Source organism: Chryseobacterium sp. FR048 (assembly GCF_056844665.1).
In genome coordinates this window covers 125,828-144,981 of record NZ_JBXDSE010000011.1, presented here as the reverse complement: position 1 = coordinate 144,981, position 19,154 = coordinate 125,828, and the positions used below count along the sequence as shown (strand labels likewise).

Here is a 19,154-nt window from a genome sequence, read left to right as displayed (position 1 = left end):
GGTATTAACCCGGAACTTTCATCGGATTTCCGATCAAAAACTACTTAAATCATGAAAAAACAAAACCTCTTTTTATTCCTATTGCTCTTTCTGGGTAATATGATCCTTTACGCACAGTGTAGCGTCAATGCAGGAGGAAACGCCACGATATGCGGCACATCCTATACCCTGCAGGGAAGCTCATCGGGCAGTACCGGCGGGCCTCCGGTATGGACACTCGTGTCCAAACCTTCAGGCGCACCCGACCCGGTAATAAGCAACGTAAATTCTCTGACACCTAATGTCACCGGAATGACAGCTCCCGGCAATTATGTATTTCAGGTGGCACAGAATTGTAGTCCCTCTGGCTCTGCATCGTCCCAGGTAACAATTACCGCACCGGGAGATGTGTCTACCTTTACTGCCGGGACAGATATTACGAATGTCCCTGCTACTACGGGTACTGTTACACTGAATGGCGTTGTACCTGCAGGGTATACCGCATCATGGAGTGCATATAATATATACAGATGGCAGCGAAGTAGTATAAAGAACATGCAGAATGCTATGTTTAGTTCTACTACATCGGCTACAACTACATTCAGTCTCATCAAAAAAGCAGATCACGATATAGATCCGGCTTATCTGGTAACGCTCAGGATAACATCAACTCTTAATCCCAACTGTTGGTACGAAAAATCGATCACAGTAAGATTTATACCTAATCCACAGATAGTACCTGCATTATCACCTTCCCGATGTGTTTCTTCAAGTGGAGGAAGTAGTCATTTCGTATCCTTACAAAGTGCTTCCCCAATTTTTTCTCAGGGATATTCAAGTACACCAGGATCTTCGGGAAACTTTGGTACCACTATTACTATGGCTGTTAACAGTCAACCCGCAGGAGGAAACATAGTATATTCGGATATACATGATGGAAATATATATCTTGGCGGTATAACTGTTCCGGGGGTCTATAAGTTTACATTAACTGTTTCTAATGCAGCAGGGTCATACACAACCCCCGAGATTACCTATACTTTTAATGGTATACAGCCTAACTATCCAAGTTTCTTAGTGGCTTCCAGACCTGAACAGATGATGATTTATGATGCCGGTGATTCGGGAGGAGAAGTTCATTGCAACTTTGCAGGACAGACAACACCTATTACTTTTCTTTTTACACTCAATCCTTCTGATCCAACCTCCCTTATTACTAAAACAACCAATAAGGGCACAACCCCACCTGGTGGAGTTCCGTCTATAGTAGATGCAGGGGCAGGAACAGCGAATAGAAGTGCAATAATAACACCGCCTGCAGGTGGATGGAGAGTAGGAACATACGCATTCACTGTAAGTACCAGTAACGGGACTTGTAACGTTTCTCAAAGCTATTACATACATATTTCTGATGGCAATCGTTCCAATGTCACTGTACCCAATACTACGGTATGTTATCCGGGGTCAGGTGTAGTAACAGCCACTATTCCATTACCTGCAGTGTATAAAGGTGTGCCCAACAGCAGTTATTTACAGGATTTTGACGGACGATACAGATTAACATTAGTTTCAAAACCTTCAGGAGCTGCAAATCCTACATTTGAACCTTATGCTAATACATTATTTACCAATGCTTCTACTACAATTTCCAATCTTGATACGCAAGGAGAATATGTATTCAAAATAAAAGCGGATACATACGTTCCGACAGTAGGTGCTTTTTTAGATAAAGAATACGCCTGTTCAGGGGCTTCTCTAGAAGGTACATTCTCTGTATTCGTATCAGGGCAGGTGGGCGCAAATGCGGGCTCTGCCCAGACTCTGATAGGAACTTCCCAAACTACATTTAATGGGAATAACCCGGGAGTTGCCACGGGCGCATGGACATTGTTATCCAAGCCTTCCGGGGCTACTGATCCGGTGATTGTAACACCATCAGCTTACAATACCAATGTTACAGGATTCAATACTCCCGGAGTATATACTTTCCGATGGACAGTTACCACAGGCACCTGTGCCAGTACCAGTGATCTTACGGTTACTGTTGCTGCTCCGGCTCCCGGAGGTGTAACGGCTGCTGTATGGTATAAAGCAGATGCCGGTGTATATTCCAATGCAGGGACCACTGCAGCGGCGGACAATACTGCCGTTCAGCAATGGAATGATCAGATGGGAACAGGTTATCATCTGGTTCAGGCAACGGCTGCTCAAAAGCCAACTTTCTCTAACCAGACTACGCTGGCTAACTTCAATCCTACCGTAACCTTTAATTCTTCAGGACATGGAGTAGGACAAGGTGGCTTTATGGCTGCAGATCCGGGAACAGGAAATGCAATTATAAATCGTGCTCAGGGAAGTATCTATATTGCCGGTAAAATGACTACGCTGGGAGCTGCCGGATTGGCAGGTTTTGACCAGACAATGGATTATCCGGGTTTACACATTTCCAACAATGCCACTACGGATAAGCTATTATTCTATACGGCAGGAAGTGGCTATACTACATTATCTACCAATTTATTTGCTGCCAGAAGACCTTTTGTAGCAGGATCTTCATGGCTGAATGCAGCGGGTTCTACAGCAGCATATACACTGGCTAAAGCATGGTTAGACGGCAATGAGTCCGTTTATAATAATACGGATATTAACGTTAATACAACTGATAATGCAACGACCCGTGTTTTCAGAATCGGACGTGATACCAACTGGGGAAGCCATGATGGACAGATGAATGAGGCTATTGTATTTGCAAACCCTCTTTCTGCGTCAGAAAAAGCCCGTGTAGATTCTTATTTATCCGTTAAATGGGGATCAACATTGCTAGGTGATTATGTGAATTCTACAAATAGTGTGATATGGAATTATACGGCTGCTTATCAGAATAATATTCTTGGGATTGCAAGGGATAATCTTTCCACTTTATACCAGAAGCAGTCAAGAAGCGAAAACCCTAATCAGCAATTGATCATAGGTGCTGGAAGCTCATTGGCCAATACCAATGCAGCCAATGCCGGAACTCTTGCGGACGGACAGTTTCTTCTTGCTGGAGATAACGGTCTGAAGCAGGTACTAAGCACACCATTGGCATACACGGCTGGCTCTAATGGAGTTACCAATTACCGTTTCGAATCCATCTGGAAAGTGCAAAATACCAATTCGATAGGAACAGTAACGGTTGCATGGCCTAAAGGCGTGAACAACCTTTATCTGGTACAGTCTGCCGATGAAACTTTTGACGGAACCGATACCTTTAGCCCAATGGTTACTGAGGTTACGGTAAACGGAGTGGTATATAATACTGCTAATGTAACTTTAGCCAACGGGCAGTATTTTACCTTTGCAGGTTACCTGAATGCTCCGGGAGGGGTGGTTTCTTCTCTTTGGTATCGTGCAGATAAAAATCTGACTCCGGTGAATGGTGCTGTAACTTCGTGGAAAGACTATTCTGCGGGTGCAATTACACTTACACCTAATTTAGCTACTACCACCTCAGCACCTACGGCAACAAACGGAACAGGGCTGAATCTTAACTTTAACCCTGGGGTGACATTTGTACCAGCCAATGCGCTAGGAAATTCATCTGTACTCAATGCTGTTTCCAGTACCAATTACTCAATATATACCAGCACAACACCAGTTACCGGATCAGGTTATGATAGGGTTGTAGGATTAAATTATTCTGCGCTTGCGGGAGGTAATAAGTATGACAGCCCGGGGATTGCAGCCGTTAATATCAATATGAGGGACAATGCGGCAGGTTCTCATATCAATGCAGCTGTAACACCTGTTGCTGCTCAGTATGCTCAACTAAGTAATACAACTATCGTAAGAAACAGTTTTACCAGCAATCAGTTCCAAAGAGCATTGAACGGTGCGGCTGCTATTTCAACGATGACAATGGCTCCAGCCCTTACCACCTGGCCGGATGGAGGCTTCCTGTTGGGAAGAAATGCGAATGACGGTGGTGATGACAACGGTGTAGGAATGACAATGTCCGAAACCATAGTCTTCGATAAAGCACTTACAGCAAACGAAATCAATAGAGTAGATTCTTATCTGGCTATAAAAGGAGGGATCACTCTTGATATGACCAGTACTCCGAACTACCTCAGCAGTAATTCTCTTTCTGTATGGACATCCGGAAACAATACAGGATATAATAACAATATCTTTGGTATTGCCAATGATAAAGTATCTGATCTGAATCAAATGCAGTCCAACAGTATCAATCCGGGACAAAAGTTAATTATTGGAGCAGGAAGTTCATTGGCGAACACCAATGCAGCCAATACCAATACCCTGACAGACGGGCAGTTTCTGATGACCGGAGATAATGGTCTTAAACAAAGTCTTACAGTACCATTGTCTTATACAGCTGGTTCTAACGGTGCTGTAAATTTCCGTTTCGAATCGATCTGGAAAGCACAGAACACTAACAATATAGGAACTGTAACAGTTGCATGGCCAAAAGAATTAGCGAATTTATATCTGGTGCAATCATCAGATGCTGTATTTGACGGAACCGATACCTTTACTCCAATGACAACGGAGGTTACCGTAAATGGAGTGGTGTACAATACGGCGAATGTAACATTAGCTAATGGACAGTATTTCACTTTTGCAGGTTTTGCACAGGGACCAGGAGGAGTTATAGGGGTTGATTTCTGGGTGAAATCTGACGATGCAGGAACAATTTCTACAGCATGGAAAGACAACTCCATCAATGCAGATCATATTCCTAACGTAGGAGGGGTAACATTATCCGCGGCAGACAGGAACCACAATTTCTATCCTTATACAACAGGGTATACTTCTGGCAAGTATTTCCATAACAATACTTCGAAGATGAACCCGCTGGGTAATGTGGAATACCCTAACATCAATACCTCTATTTTCTCTGCGGTAAGACCTACAACTCTTGCTGCCGGGCGTATTATCGGAATAGACAATGATGCGGCCAATGCTGCCGAGCCAGGAGTTTCCATTACTTCGGCAGGAAATCCAAGACAATATGAATTTTGGAATACAACAACATCATCAGATTTCTCCACGTCGTTCAATATCGGGCAGTCTAATATATTTTCTGCATTAGCCGATAATACGATAGCTAACGGAGGAACTTCTGCCATTGCGGGGGGAGAAAAGCGATTAGGTCTTAACGGTTCTTATCAAGCCTTTTCTGGTTTTGCTGCAGCCAATAAATTCCAGATTTATGGGACAAACCTGAGATTGGGATATGCAACATGGGATGTTTCCGGTGCTTTCCCGGGAGACGTGATGGAGATCGCATGGTACAACCGTACGTTAACGGCTAATGAGCAATCGAGAGTGAACACCTATCTTGCGATTAAGAATGGGGTTACTGCTGCGGAGGATTATCTGGCCTCTAACAATAACACAGTATGGAATATAACCACCAACACAGGGTATAACAACAATATATTCGGTCTGGCAAGGGATAATTCTTCCGCACTGCACCAAAAGCAGGCAGCCAGTACAGCAGCAGGCCAACAACTTGTTATTGGTAACGGAACTTCTTTATTTGATTCCAATGCTGCCAATACCAACAGCCTTACAGAGATGCAGTTCCTTATGACAGGTGATAACGGTCTGAAGCAAAGCCTTACCACGCCATTGTCTTATACAGCAGGTTCTAACGGAGCTACTAATTTCCGTTTCGAATCCATCTGGAAAACACAGAACTCAGGAAACGTAGGAAGTGTAACGGTGGCATGGCCAAAAGGAGTGAAGAATTTGTATCTGGTACAATCTTCGGATGCCGTTTTTGACGGAACAGATACCTTTACTCCAATGACGACAGAGGTTACTGTAAACGGTATTGTCTATAACACTGCTAATGTTACATTAGCCAATGGACAATTCTTTACTTTTGCAGGATTTGGACTTGCCCCTGGAGGGGTTGTAAACAGCCTGTCTTATTGGTACAGAGCAGATAAAAATGCGACCAATACTGGTGCGGGAACAGACGTAACCGCTTGGACGGATATGTGGAACGGAACTACTGTTGCACAAAAAGTAAGCAATGCCTTACCGAAATACGCACAGGGTGCTGCTAATTATTTCAACTTCAACCCAGGGATTAATTTTACAGCCATTACCCAGACATTAGGTAATACAGATGTACAAACGGTTACCAATACAAGTAATGATATATTTACGGTGACTAAGGAGGGAATGACCGCGCCAAGCAGTCCGAATCCGCACTTCCTGAGTATAGGTATGGATAACGTAAATACCACGATCAGCAATTGGGATTATATGGGAATGTATCCTACTACCAACGTAATCGAAAGAAGAGTTGTAAACGGAGGAACGCAGATGGTGAATTCCAACTTGCTTTACTCTTCTACAATTCCGAGTATCATGTACAATACCTTTAGCAATACCACATTGTCCAGAGGATTGAATGGTGCCGCAAACGCAGCTACTGCAACTTATTCTGCGGTAGGATTGGCTTTAGGCGGACATATATTCGGAGATACACGTTGGACGGGTAATAACAGTGACAATGGTGGCTTTATCGGTAATCTTGGGGAAACCATTATTTACGGATCAGGTAATCTTACCGCAACTGAAAGAAGAAAAGTAGATTCTTATCTTGCTATTAAGTACGGAATTACACTGGGACGTGTAAATACGGACCATTACCTTGCCACCGACGAAACCATTGTATGGAACGGAACAACGAACACTGCTTACAACAATAATATTTTTGGAGTAACCAGAGACGATATTGAAGCTTTTGAGCAGAAGGTATCAAAAAGTGTTAACGCAGGAACTGTTCTTACGGTAGCGACTATTAATGATTTTGCTTCTCCTAACCAGGCTGCGGCAAGAACTGGATTTGCTAATGACAAAACGTATTTCCTTTTAGGAGATAATAACATCACTGCGACACCGCTTGTTAATCTTACAGTTGCCGGGAATACCATGAAAAGAATCCAGAGAGCCTGGTTATCTCAACGTCTGAACAATACGGGAGCCTTATATTTCGAAGCTGACCTATCGGCTTACGGAGCGACTTTCACAGCAGGAAATAGTATTCAGATGATTGTAGCAGATGATGCTGCCTTTACAACAAATGTTAAACTTGTACCTGGAGTATTTACAGGAGGGAAATGGGTATTTGCCGATGATTTCAATCCGGACAATGTACTAAGGTATATCACTTTCGTTGAAGGTAAAACATATTGCTACAAGCCGGGAGCTATTGCTACAGCAGGTAATCCTGCATTGCCTACAAAAGTGGGAATTACCTCTATTGGAAGAGCAGGAGCAGGAAATGCTGACAATTGGCCAATGGTAAGAAAGGGCGGTTGGATCGCTCTGGAAGCAAAAACCAAAGGTTTTGTACCGAACAAAGTCAAATTCAATGCGGCTAACCAGCCTGTTGCAGCTGATGGAGTAACCCCTGTTATTACCATTCCTGTAGAAGGGATGCTGCTATATGATACAACCAACAAATGTATGAAGATATACACCCAAAAAGAAGGGGATGCTTCTTCAGCATGGCATTGTATCACGACGCAGACCTGTCCTGATTAATTGATCAGATAGATCAGTTATTTCTCTGAACATTCAAAGAAATAATAAGATCCAGAACCTATAGCCTTGTTGAGGCATTGATTCTCAACAAGGCTTTTTTAAAAAAACAGCATAATACTGAAAAAATACCCTCTCTGATATTTATCGGATTCAATTCTGGGTATACCAATTATATAATGGATAATAATTACAATACTATAGCAGGTAGAGATACAGGAAGACTTATTGCGATAAGTGATGCTGTATTTGGAGTGGCAATGACACTTTTGGTGCTGGAAATAAAAGTACCTGAGGTGAAAGGAACAGATAAAGAACTGATGATGGCTTTCCTGGAGCTTTTACCAAAATTTATGGTCTACTTTCTGAGCTTTATGACGGCCGGTATCTTTTGGATGGGGCAGTCTGCGCAGTTTGATCATATCCGGAAAAGTGACCGGAATCTTAGCTGGATCACCCTTCTGTTTCTCCTGTTTGTTGCCGTATTACCTTTTACAACAGCTTTCTTAGGAGATTATCTGGATCATAAATTTGCTCTGGGCCTGTATTGGTTCAATATCTTTTTACTGGGCCTTATCCTGTATATCAATTGGAGTTATGCAGAAAGAAAAGGACTGGTTTCCGATACAGACAAACAGATTGGAACCGCCATCAAGAGAAGGATTGTAACCGCTCAGACCCTCTATCTTTTAGGTGCTCTTTTAGGACTGATTAATCCTTATTGGGGTATAGGAGTTATCATCATCATTCAGTTAAATTATGCTTTTGCTGTCATTTCAAACAAATAAATACTACCGGCTGATAAATAAAAGCCTGTAATATTCCTCTTTTTAATAGTTATTAATAATGAATTCAAATTTTAGAAATATCCATATCGGAAAGCTTATCAATACCCGGGTGATCGAAACCAATATCGATGTACCCCGTATCTGCAACTTTATGGATTGTACGGAGAGTGAAATTAGAGAAATGTATTTACAGGAAAATCTTCCTACAAATATCCTGTTAAGATGGAGTAAGCTATTGGAATATGATTTTTTCAGATTGTACTCCCAGCATTTAATACTGTATGCTCCGCCCTCAGCTTCGGATAAAGTGAAGGATGGATCCAAACTTCCCAAATTCCGAAAAAGTATCTATACCCGGGAGATCATCAATTTTGTTATTGAGCTGATCAGTACAGGAGAGAAAACCAAACGCCAGATTGTGGATGAATATGGAATTCCTCACAGTACCATAAGCAAATGGGTGTTGAAATATAATAACCGATCATATTAAATCTGATAATGAAAAAAAACTCAATGAAAAAAAATACTCAACCTAATTATAAAAGGATCTATTCTGACATCATAGACCGGAAGTTTCCTGATAAGAAGAAGGAGTGTGAAAAATTATTAAATAAAAAACATCTGTCGGTCATCGATATTTTAGAAATCAATAAAAAGATTTTTGAGAGTACAGATAAAGAGAATGAAAGAATCAATTCCATGCACCGGTCTTACAATGTCTCCGATATTATCAGCGTTCTGGAATATCAGAAAACAAAAAAGATGAATAATAAACAGGTGGCCGAACACTTTGGACTGAGCATGAATACCATGACCAAGTGGCGAAGAATATTTCAGGAATACAGAAGAGTCTGATATTACAGTGAATAAAGTGATTGAAGCTTTATTCTTTATTAAAGGAATGAAAATTTTTACAATAAAGAAATCCTGTGATTTGAATGCATTGCAGGATTTTTATATAGAGCTGCTCAAGGCTGTACTTACAAAGAAGAATCTGGAAATACAAAGAGAGTTCTGAAAATACTCAATTTATAATGACAACGTAACTCTTTAAGAGCTGAATACACATGATGAAAAAAAATACGCAACCCAACTACAAACGCATTTATTCCGATATTATTGATCAGAAGTTTCCCCATAAGAAGGCGGAATGCCACAAATTATTAAATAAAAAAAATCTGTCCAGTATAGATATTTTAAAACTTAATAAAAAAGTTTTTGGTTTCACAGATCAGGAATTGGAAAAGGAGAGCCAAAAACACCGTTCCTACAATACCGCAGACATCCTTAATATATTGGACTATCAGAAAAATCATAAAATGAATAATCACCAGGTAGCAAGGCATTTTGGTACAAGCCGGAATACCATTGCCAAATGGAAAAAGATATTTGATTATTACAACTAATCTGGAACAGGAGAGCAACCTATAATCCTGGTGTAATCTTATGATGGAATTCTTATTTTTGCAGAGAATAGTGACTCAATTGTCTCTTCTTAATATGACCGATATATTTTCTGATAATGCTCAAATAGGAGTAGTTTCTACTTTTTCCGAACTTGTCAATACCCGTTTCGGGGGAGCTATGAATGCTATTTGCTGGCATAGAAACCTGGCCGGAGATTTTAAAGAAATAGTGTCCATACTTCAGTTAAAAGAGAATATTACAGAAGTTTCTAAAGAAGACCTTTTAGGATTGCAGCTATCCGAAGAGGGGAGTATGGCACGGGAGATTATCCTCAATGATTTGCAGTTGTTAACGGATTTCGGGGCATTGCCTTCTCTTAATTTATTGAAATGTTATGAGCGGGATGATGAGCTGGATTTCATTTCAACAGATGTATATTCTTATCATGTGGACCGTTCACCTATCGGTACAGATACTTTTTTATGTACGTATCATGGTGCTGCCAGCGATATTCTTCCGAATGATCAGGTGGAACAAAAGATTCTGATTCCGGAAATCCGTGAAAAGCTTAGAGCATTGCATGATGGTCCCGAAGAGGAATTTGAAGACTTTCTGAAAGACTATTTCTTCGATTTGCATTATCAGCCTAAACCCAATACAAAACCTGTCAATTTAGGATCAGGACATCTTTGGCGTCTAGCGGTAGATCACCCTGCACAGGAGGTTTTACCTTGTGTACACAGAGCTCCAGTTGAAAATGACGGAGAATATCGGCTGCTTCTCATTTGCTAGAGAATACCAGAAAGAAATTTATTTCAGATTTTCATATAATAGATCATTTGCTTTGTTTCAGATTGTTTTAAATAGTATTGTATTCAAAAAATAATTATTAATTTAAATCTGTTATTCATATAATGTTTTTAATGATATTGTAATAATCGATTGGCCCGAAATATACATATATTTGTAAAGCCTCTTTTTAAACAAATACCCATTCAACTTCAAACTTTAAAATTATGAGATCCTATCCCTCTATTTTATTTTTCATTGTTTTACATCTGTTTGTTTTAGGAAAAAGTCAGAAAATATCCGAAGAACAGCTAAAAAACGAACTGCGTCAAATACAGAACGGAGTGGCCAGCACAGGTATTGTGAATAATACCATACAGCAGCTGGAGAAAAATTACAAAACAGCCAAAGAAAATAAATACAATATTGCTTTTAGCATTGGAGCGGAGTTGATGCTGACTTATTCCACATTAGATAATAATGAGAAAGTGATTGAAGTTTCAAAAGACCTGGAAAAATACATTAATGAGAGCTCTTCTCCGCAGGAAGTATCCAATATGTATAGGATGAAAGCAACCTCATTAGGGGCTTTGGGGTTTCTTGATGATTCCAGAAAAGCTTATCATGCTTCCAGAAACTATCTGGAAAAAATTAAGAACAATGATCTCCGTCATTACTACAGCAGCTTATTGTATTCTAATTATTCCGGGTATTTTGATCAGAGCAAAAAGCAGCCTGATTCTGTACGCTTATGCCTTATAAAAGGATTGAGTGAGGCAGAGAAAATTTCTGATGATGGTTCTGAAATAGCGCCCAAACAAAAATATGATTTAATAGTTTCTATACAGGCAAACCTGGCATTGTATTATTTATGGATCATGCAGCCTGGCAATCCTAAAACCGCAGAAAACTATCTTTTAAAATCATTGAAGATTGCAGAAAGCAGAGATATAAGTCCGCTTAATAAAATGAATTTATACAGAACTGCAGGTGATTTTTATTTGGACCAGAAAAACAACCACAAAGCGATTTATTATGCTAAAGAAGGGTTGAAGCTGGAGCAAAAGATCTCTTCTCCTTCCGGCAGGGAAGTCTTTTATGAGATTTTGACTGAAGCTTATCTTGCCGAAAACAATACGGCAGACAGCAAAAAATACAGTAAGCTTCTTACAGAATTAAAAGACAGTATAAAAACTGCGGAGAAGCACTCAGTCAATAAAGTGACTACAGCGATCAAAAAAGAAAAAGACCTGGAAAAGGATAATACATTGAAAAATTACCTGTATATTTTCCTGATCGCAATCCTGATCGCTTGCGGTGGAGTCTGGTACTATTGGAAAAACAGGAATAAAGTTCTGCAGCGAAGATTTCAGGAACTCATCACCAAAATAAAATCTGAAGCGGAAACCCAAAAAGAAGAAAAAGAGACAGAGGATGAAAAAATAGTAAAAGTTTCAAGCTCAATGGCTGAGGAAACCGTGAATCAGTTGCTAAGCAAAATCGCAAAATTTGAAAAAACGGAAAAATATCTGAAAAGTGATATTACCATTGCTGGGCTTGCGAGTAATTTCAATACCAATACAAAATATCTTTCAGTGGTTATCAATGACCACAAAAACAAAAATTTCAATCAGTATATTAACAGCCTTAGAATAGAATACATTACCAGAAAGCTGTATGAAGATGCCGTGTACCGAAAATATAAAATCAGTTCATTAGCAGAAATATGCGGTTATACTACTCCCAGAGCATTCCAGAATGCATTTAAAAAAGAAACAGGGCTGACTCCTTCCGACTTTGTTGAAAATCTCAAAAAAGAACTGGAATCAGAAGTGCTGAAATATGAAGCGGTCTGAAGCTAGAAGCTAGAAGCTGGAAGAGGGAAGTTATGAAGGCCAGAAAATCATTATTACAGCTATTTTTAATTTTTTAAGAAGCAGTATAGTGAAACTATTGACTAAAAGAAACTTCCATCCTCCAGCTTCCCTCTTCCATCCAAAAACCTTCTATTGATTATATAAATATCTCTCTTTTTATCTCAGACATGTCGAAAATAAGGATTAATTTTAATCAAGTATTTTAAATACAGAGTCGCTGCTGGTTCAATTCACCCGATTTATTAGCCGCACTCAAGATCAATTGACATTCATAAAAATATTTTGAAAATGATTACATACAATTTTGGTATAGTTGGCTTAGGCGTTATGGGCCGGAACTTATTGCTTAATATGGCTGATAACGGATATGCTGTTGCCGGTTTAGATTTAGATCAGGAAAAAGCGGCTTCATTACAGGCAGAAGCGCAGGAAGGCCACCAAATTTATGCTACGGTTCAGGCGGAAGACTTTGTGAAATCTCTTGAGCAGCCAAGAGCCATTATGCTGTTGGTACCGGCAGGAGCACCTGTAGACGGCGCTATACAATCCCTGCTTCCGTTTTTGGATCAGGGAGATATTATCATCGATGGCGGAAACACTTATTTTACAGATACAGACAGAAGATATAAAGAACTTTCTTCAAAAGGAATCCATTTTTTCGGAATGGGAATCTCCGGTGGAGAGAGTGGGGCGAGAAGAGGACCAAGCATGATGCCTGGCGGAGATAAAATTGCTTATGAACGTTTACGTCCCATCTTCGAAGCCATTGCCGCTAAAGTAGATGGTGAGCCATGTGTAGAATTTTTAGGCAACGGATCAGCCGGAAACTACGTGAAAATGGTACACAATGGGATAGAATATGGAATTATGCAGCTTATTGCAGAGACCTATGACATCATGAAGAATGGGTATCATTTGAATCACGAAACCATACAACAGTCATTCGAACAATGGAATAAAGAAGAATTAAATTCATTCCTTATCGAGATTACAGCCGATATTCTGAAACAGAAAGAAGGCGACAAATATCTGGTAGACCTGATTTCCGATTGGGCAAAATCCAAAGGAACAGGAAAATGGACCTCACAAAATGCTATGGATCTGCAGGTTCCGGTACCGGTGATTGATGCAGCAGTAAACATGAGGGATATATCCAAATACAAACCGGAAAGAATTCAAGCCTCAAAAATATTGACCTGGAAGAATGATCAGGAAATAAATAATGCTGATTTAAACCAACTTAAAGAAGGTCTTTTCTTTGCTGTTATAACTACGTATGCTCAGGGACTTGCTCAGCTTAAAATCGCTTCAGAGGCTTATGGGTATGACTTACATCTGGAAACGGTTTGTAAAATCTGGAGAGGAGGTTGTATTATCAGAGCTACTTTACTGGAAGATTTCAGAAAGGCATTCGCGGCACAACCGGATTTACCAAATGTATTGCTTGACCAGCAGATTGCGGATAAACTAAATGCAACACAAGGCAGTATCCGTTCTGTTCTGAAAGAAGCTATTCAAAATGGAACTCCTGTTTCTGCATGGATGAATGCATTGTCTTATTTTGATGCTTATCGTTCAGAAAATTTACCCACTAACCTTATCCAGGCCCAGCGTGATTTCTTCGGAGCACACACCTATGAAAGAATTGATAAAGAAGGAATTTTCCATACCCGTTGGGAAGCATAAAAAATAAATCAAATGAAAAATAATGATAAAAAGCCAACCTCTATTGTCGTCTTTGGAGCGACAGGGGATCTGGCAAAAAGAAAATTGTTTCCTGCATTTTTCAATCTGTTTCTGGAAGGCTGGATGCCGGATGACTTTGAGCTTCTTTCATTAGGAAGAACAGAGCATACCCAGGAAGATTTCAGAAACTATATCTTAGAAAATATCAAAGCCTTCTCAAGAAATAAAAACTTTTCTGAAGATCAATGGAATGCGTTCAAAGAAAAAATCAAATTCATCAGGTTTGATATTACTCACGAAGAATCATTTATCCAGTTAAAAAATCAGCTTGATTATATTGATACAAGTTTAGGAATCAGAGCTAATCGTCTTTTTTATCTTTCAGTAGCGCCTAGTTTTATTGAAAAGGTATCGAAGAGCCTTAAGAACAATGGTCTGGCCGATAATGTAGAGCAGGACCGTATGATTATTGAGAAACCTTTTGGGTATGATAAAGAATCGGCAGTAGCGCTTAATGCAATGCTGGCAGAAACTTTCAAAGAAGAACAGATTTATAGGATTGACCACTATTTAGGGAAAGAAAATGTACAGAATATTCTGGCTTTCCGATTTGGAAACACCATTTTTGAACCACTGTGGAATAATAAATATATCGATTCCGTACAGATTACCGTTGCAGAAACAGTAGGTGTGGAAGACAGAGGTGGATATTACGACGGATCGGGAGCTTTACGTGATATGATTCAGAATCACTTAATGCAGATCCTTTGTATGGTAGCTATGGAAGCACCTACGGAATTTGAATCTACAGAGATCAGAGACCGGAAAGTAGAGGTTCTGAAAAGTGTCAGAAGGATTAATCCGGAAGACATTAATCATTATACAGTCAGAGCACAATATACCGCGGGAGAAATTGACGGACAACCGAAGCAGGGATATTTACAGGAACCGGGAGTTAATCCAAACTCAAATACCGAAACGTATGTGGCTATGAAGTTTTATGTTGATAATGAGCGATGGAGCGGAGTTCCGTTTTACATGCGTACCGGTAAAAGGATGTCAGAAAAAACATCTTCTGTAATCATCAGTTTTAAAGAAGTTCCTTGTACTACCTTTCAGAAAGGCTTAAACAAATTACAACCCAATAAATTAACGATCGATATTCAGCCTGAAATGGACATCAAACTATCGTTTATGACCAAAAAACCAGGACTTGATATGAAATTAAAACCCGCTGAGATGGTATTCGATTATTTTGCATGCTCACCAGATACACCGGAAGCCTACGAAACGTTATTGTTGGATGCTCTGGATGGAGATTCCACACTGTTTATGCGTTCCGATCAGGTAGAAGAGGCTTGGGATGTTATCGCTAATATCCAGGCTGCCTGGGAGAAAGGAGATGTTTCAAAAATGTATACTTATCCTGCCGGAAGTTCAGGACCGGAAGCAGCAGATGAATTACTGAAAAGACAAGGCCATTATTGGCTTACAAACTCCCATGAACCATTGAAAAGTGAAGAAAATGCTTAAGATATTACCATCAACAGAAGAAATTTTTAAAGAAGCGGCAGAACTATTTGTAACAGTTGCCAATGAAGCAATAGATCAGAAAGGTTATTTTACAGTGGCTTTAACAGGAGGTACTTCACCGGAAGGCTTATACAGACTTTTATCAGAAGACCCATACAAAAGCCAGATCGACTGGAGTAAAGTTCTTGTCTTTTGGGGCGACGAAAGATGGGTGCCGCTGGATAATGAGCTGAGTAATGCCAGGATGTCACAGGAATCCCTTTTAAAAAACGTCCCTGTCTTGCCATCTCATGTTTTTCCAATGTTTGAAGAAGGAGTAGAACCGGAAGATTTTGCCGTATCATACAATGCCCTTTTGAAAGAAAAAGTAGGAGAGAGCGGTGCAATGGATCTTATCCTTCTGGGAATGGGTGGTGATGGACATACCGCTTCATTATTTCCTGGAACAGCAGTATTGGACGAAAAAGAAAAATGGGTGGCTGCCTATTATCTGGAGGCTCAGCAAATGTACAGAGTTACCCTTACAGCTCCTTTTTTAAATAAAGCTAAAAAGATCATTGTTCTGACTTTTGGTGATGCGAAAGCCGAAGCATTGAAAGAAGTTTTAAAAGGAGAATATAATCCTTCAGTATATCCATCACAATTATTGAATCCTACTGAAGGTGAACTTTTATTTCTGGTAGATGAAAAGGCCGCGAAATATCTGAATGATCCTATTTAATTTTTATAAGTAATAAGAGAACATGGTTACACACCATCTGAAAGATATACAACACAATTCTGAAAGGGCTATTACGCCCTTTCATATTTTTGATCTGGACAAAGAGGCTTTAGAACAGTACAGAGAGCCCCATACCAAAGACCATTTCTGCCTTTTATTCGTCAAAAAAGGAAAAATGAAAATGCAGGTGGAAGACCGCCGGTATAACATTTCCGAGAATAGTATCTGCGTGATATTTCCGGGACAGTTATCTTCAAAAGAGCAGATCAGCAATAACTTTGAAGGGAAAATGATCTTATTTGATGAAGTATTGTTTTGTTCAGATATTCTAAAAAATGAATTAAGTATCTACAATCATAATATTTCTGTCAAGCTTAATTATATTGAACTGCCTGCAGAAGAAGCAGATGAAGTACAATTGTTATTGGAACAGATTGAAAAATTATATCATGATATAACCTCCATCAAAAAAGAACAGGCCCGATTTTATATCAAAATAACCTTATTGAAATTGGTGGAATTTGTGCATACAAGATGGGACAAAGATAAACTGACCAATGAAAATACAAGGCTGTATGGAAAGTTTCTGGAACTGCTGGAAAGGAATTATAAGACAGAGCGCACCGTTAGCTGGTATGCTGAAAAACTTCTTATTTCACCCAAAAAACTTAATGAAATTACTAAAAAAACAGCTGGCTTAACCTCCATAGAAACCATTCATGCAAGGATTATGAATGAGATCAAGCAGTTATTGTTGCTTTCCCATTATTCCCATAAAGAAATTGCTTTTGAACTTGGATTCAATTCACCTGCGGCACTCAATAAGTTTGTGCGTGCAAAATTGGATGAAACACCTACCCATCTGCAGCAGCAGTTGGCACAGATGTATAAAACCTAGATTTACCTTGGCAACGTCTTCAAACAAGAATTTTACACAAAAATCTGTGTAGATCCACGGTTGAAAATTAAACCATAAAAGGTGTAAATATTTTTAACACTTTAGTGATTTTAAGTTTAAAGCTTCCTGTATAGAAGTACACATAAGTTGTAAAAAACGAAGATTTTTTTTGATAAAAAAGAATATCTTCATCCAAATAAATTCGTGCATTCGTGGCAGATTATTAAAGTTGCAACGAATGCACGAATTTTTTAATGATCATGGTTTATGTGTTTAGTTTTTTAAATAGTTAAAGATATTTTGGAGCTTCTTCGTTTTTACTTCAACTTGATGCGGTAGTAAATGTATATCAGGAAATAGAGTCGGAATATATATGGTTTTAAGAATGTCGATGAATACTCTTTTATTTAAAAAAATATATTTCGGTTGTTTATTTTGAAGGGATCAAATGTATATCATATAGTATCTAATGTATAACATCAGCGGTGTAGGGCACAGTAACTTTGTATCAGAAATTTTAAACAAAAAATATGAGCAAGTTATTTGTTGCCAGCGAAGTATTTCATGGTGCTGGAAGTTTATCAGAACTGAAAAACCTGTCTGGAAAAAAAGCAATCATTGTGACAGGTGGACAATCAATGAAAAGAAGCGGTACACTAGACCGTGCAATAGGTTATTTAGCGGAAGCAGGATTGGAAACTATGGTTTTTGATGGCGTTGAAGAAGATCCGTCATCTGCTACAAGTCTTCGGGGAGCTGCAGTAATGCGCGATTTCCAACCGGACTGGATTGTAGGTCTTGGAGGATGTTCTGCCATTGATGCTGCAAAAATGATGTGGGTATTCTATGAACATCCGGATGCCGATTTCGAAGCGATGACCAAACCTTTCAGCGTACCGACATTACGTCAGAAAGCAAAATTTGTAGCCATTCCTTCTACCAGCGGAACCGGAACAGAAACAACAGGATTAGCGGTAATTACCGACAGAGAAAAAGGAGTAAAATATCCAATTGTCTCTTATGAATTAACCCCGGATATTGCTATTGTAGATGGAGAAATCTGTGCTACAATGCCAGCCCACATTACATCAAATACAGGATTGGATGCACTTACTCACTGTGTTGAAGCTTACGTTTCCAATATCGAAGACAATTATGCAGATGTATTGGCAAAAGGAGGACTGGAGATTGTATTCCAGAATCTGGAAGAAGCGGTAAAAAATCCTGCCAATATCAAAGCCCGTCAGAATATGCATGACGCTTCATTTATGGGCGGTTTAGCGTTCAACAATGCATGGTTGGGAATTGTACACTCTTTATCTCATCAGGTAGGGGCGTTGTATGGAATTCCTCACGGTGCTGCCAATGCAATTTTCCTTCCGAATGTAATCCGTTATAACCAGACAGCTACCACAAGATACCCGGATCTGGCTAAACTTGTTGGGAAAGAATCAGCGGAAGAACTGGCGCAGGAAATTGAGAAACTGAGAACTTCTGTGAACAATATCGGTTCATTGAAAGCATTTGGAATCTCCCGTGAAGATTGGGACAAAAATCTGGATTATATCACCCAAAATGCTTTGGAAGATCCGTGTACAGGTTTCAATCCGCGTAAACCTAGCCTTCAGGACCTGAAAGACCTTTACAACGCTTCTTACGAAGGAGAGGTTTATCAGAATTAATGAAAAGGCTGGAAGCTGGAGGTCTGAAGTTTCATCTATAGAAGGTTACCATAAATTAACGAAATAACTGTTTAAAAAAGATGAAAATACGGAAAAAACCGTTCTTTATAACCTGAATAACTTCCTTCTTCAAGCTTCCATCTTCCAACCTTTAATCATAAATCTCTGAATCTTCAAATAGAATGCTAATGGATACAAAATGCCATTGCCTCTGATAGAATGTATGTTTTA

The 19,154-nt window shown here is 39.5% G+C and carries 12 protein-coding genes; all 12 read left to right on the top strand.

Features of this window, described 5'->3' with window-relative positions; all coding sequences use genetic code 11:
• The first annotated feature begins 51 nt into the window (after positions 1 to 51).
• On the top strand, positions 52 to 7,545 hold the full coding sequence (locus tag AC106K_RS24800) for a beta strand repeat-containing protein (protein ID WP_482448234.1): 7,494 nt from the start codon (positions 52 to 54) through the stop codon (positions 7,543 to 7,545).
• Positions 7,546 to 7,721: 176 nt separating this feature from the next.
• Complete coding sequence (locus AC106K_RS24795; protein ID WP_482448233.1) at positions 7,722 to 8,330, top strand: TMEM175 family protein; 609 nt, start codon at positions 7,722 to 7,724, stop codon at positions 8,328 to 8,330.
• A gap of 58 nt (positions 8,331 to 8,388) precedes the next feature.
• A complete protein-coding gene (locus AC106K_RS24790; RefSeq protein WP_185287727.1) occupies positions 8,389 to 8,820 on the top strand; it encodes a transposase in 432 nt (143 codons plus the stop codon).
• Positions 8,821 to 8,843: 23 nt separating this feature from the next.
• The gene (locus tag AC106K_RS24785; RefSeq protein WP_482448232.1) at positions 8,844 to 9,185 is read left to right on the top strand and encodes a helix-turn-helix domain-containing protein; all 342 of its coding nucleotides are present in this window, start codon (positions 8,844 to 8,846) and stop codon (positions 9,183 to 9,185) included.
• Positions 9,186 to 9,397: 212 nt separating this feature from the next.
• Entirely contained in the window at positions 9,398 to 9,736 is a 339-nt protein-coding gene (locus tag AC106K_RS24780) for a helix-turn-helix domain-containing protein (RefSeq protein ID WP_482448231.1), read from the top strand.
• 94 nt (positions 9,737 to 9,830) lie between these two features.
• Positions 9,831 to 10,529, top strand: a complete 699-nt coding sequence (locus tag AC106K_RS24775) for a DUF1826 domain-containing protein (RefSeq protein ID WP_482448230.1) — start codon at positions 9,831 to 9,833, stop codon at positions 10,527 to 10,529.
• A 224-nt stretch (positions 10,530 to 10,753) separates the two neighbouring features.
• Positions 10,754 to 12,382, top strand: coding sequence for a helix-turn-helix domain-containing protein (locus AC106K_RS24770; RefSeq protein WP_482448229.1), 1,629 nt, complete (start codon positions 10,754 to 10,756; stop codon positions 12,380 to 12,382).
• A 309-nt stretch (positions 12,383 to 12,691) separates the two neighbouring features.
• On the top strand, positions 12,692 to 14,089 hold the full coding sequence (gndA, locus tag AC106K_RS24765) for an NADP-dependent phosphogluconate dehydrogenase (protein WP_482448228.1): 1,398 nt from the start codon (positions 12,692 to 12,694) through the stop codon (positions 14,087 to 14,089).
• A 12-nt stretch (positions 14,090 to 14,101) separates the two neighbouring features.
• On the top strand, positions 14,102 to 15,622 hold the full coding sequence (gene zwf, locus AC106K_RS24760) for a glucose-6-phosphate dehydrogenase (RefSeq protein ID WP_482448227.1): 1,521 nt from the start codon (positions 14,102 to 14,104) through the stop codon (positions 15,620 to 15,622).
• Positions 15,615 to 16,343 (top strand): 6-phosphogluconolactonase, encoded by a 729-nt coding sequence (gene pgl / locus AC106K_RS24755; protein ID WP_482448225.1) that lies wholly within the window; start codon positions 15,615 to 15,617, stop codon positions 16,341 to 16,343. Before zwf ends, pgl begins: the two co-directional genes overlap by 8 nt.
• Before the next feature lie 22 nt (positions 16,344 to 16,365).
• Complete coding sequence (locus AC106K_RS24750) at positions 16,366 to 17,241, top strand: AraC family transcriptional regulator (RefSeq protein WP_482448224.1); 876 nt, start codon at positions 16,366 to 16,368, stop codon at positions 17,239 to 17,241.
• Positions 17,242 to 17,771: 530 nt separating this feature from the next.
• Positions 17,772 to 18,923: an iron-containing alcohol dehydrogenase gene (locus tag AC106K_RS24745; protein WP_482448222.1), complete on the top strand. Its 1,152-nt coding sequence runs from the start codon at positions 17,772 to 17,774 to the stop codon at positions 18,921 to 18,923.
• Positions 18,924 to 19,154 lie beyond the last annotated feature (231 nt).

Coding starts and splice junctions, on each gene's coding strand:
- AC106K_RS24800 (WP_482448234.1), top strand. CDS start 52: ATGAAAAAACAAAACCTCTTTTTATTCCTATTGCTCTTTCTGGGTAAT.
- AC106K_RS24795 (WP_482448233.1), top strand. CDS start 7,722: ATGGATAATAATTACAATACTATAGCAGGTAGAGATACAGGAAGACTT.
- AC106K_RS24790 (WP_185287727.1), top strand. CDS start 8,389: ATGAATTCAAATTTTAGAAATATCCATATCGGAAAGCTTATCAATACC.
- AC106K_RS24785 (WP_482448232.1), top strand. CDS start 8,844: ATGAAAAAAAATACTCAACCTAATTATAAAAGGATCTATTCTGACATC.
- AC106K_RS24780 (WP_482448231.1), top strand. CDS start 9,398: ATGATGAAAAAAAATACGCAACCCAACTACAAACGCATTTATTCCGAT.
- AC106K_RS24775 (WP_482448230.1), top strand. CDS start 9,831: ATGACCGATATATTTTCTGATAATGCTCAAATAGGAGTAGTTTCTACT.
- AC106K_RS24770 (WP_482448229.1), top strand. CDS start 10,754: ATGAGATCCTATCCCTCTATTTTATTTTTCATTGTTTTACATCTGTTT.
- gndA (WP_482448228.1), top strand. CDS start 12,692: ATGATTACATACAATTTTGGTATAGTTGGCTTAGGCGTTATGGGCCGG.
- zwf (WP_482448227.1), top strand. CDS start 14,102: ATGAAAAATAATGATAAAAAGCCAACCTCTATTGTCGTCTTTGGAGCG.
- pgl (WP_482448225.1), top strand. CDS start 15,615: ATGCTTAAGATATTACCATCAACAGAAGAAATTTTTAAAGAAGCGGCA.
- AC106K_RS24750 (WP_482448224.1), top strand. CDS start 16,366: ATGGTTACACACCATCTGAAAGATATACAACACAATTCTGAAAGGGCT.
- AC106K_RS24745 (WP_482448222.1), top strand. CDS start 17,772: ATGAGCAAGTTATTTGTTGCCAGCGAAGTATTTCATGGTGCTGGAAGT.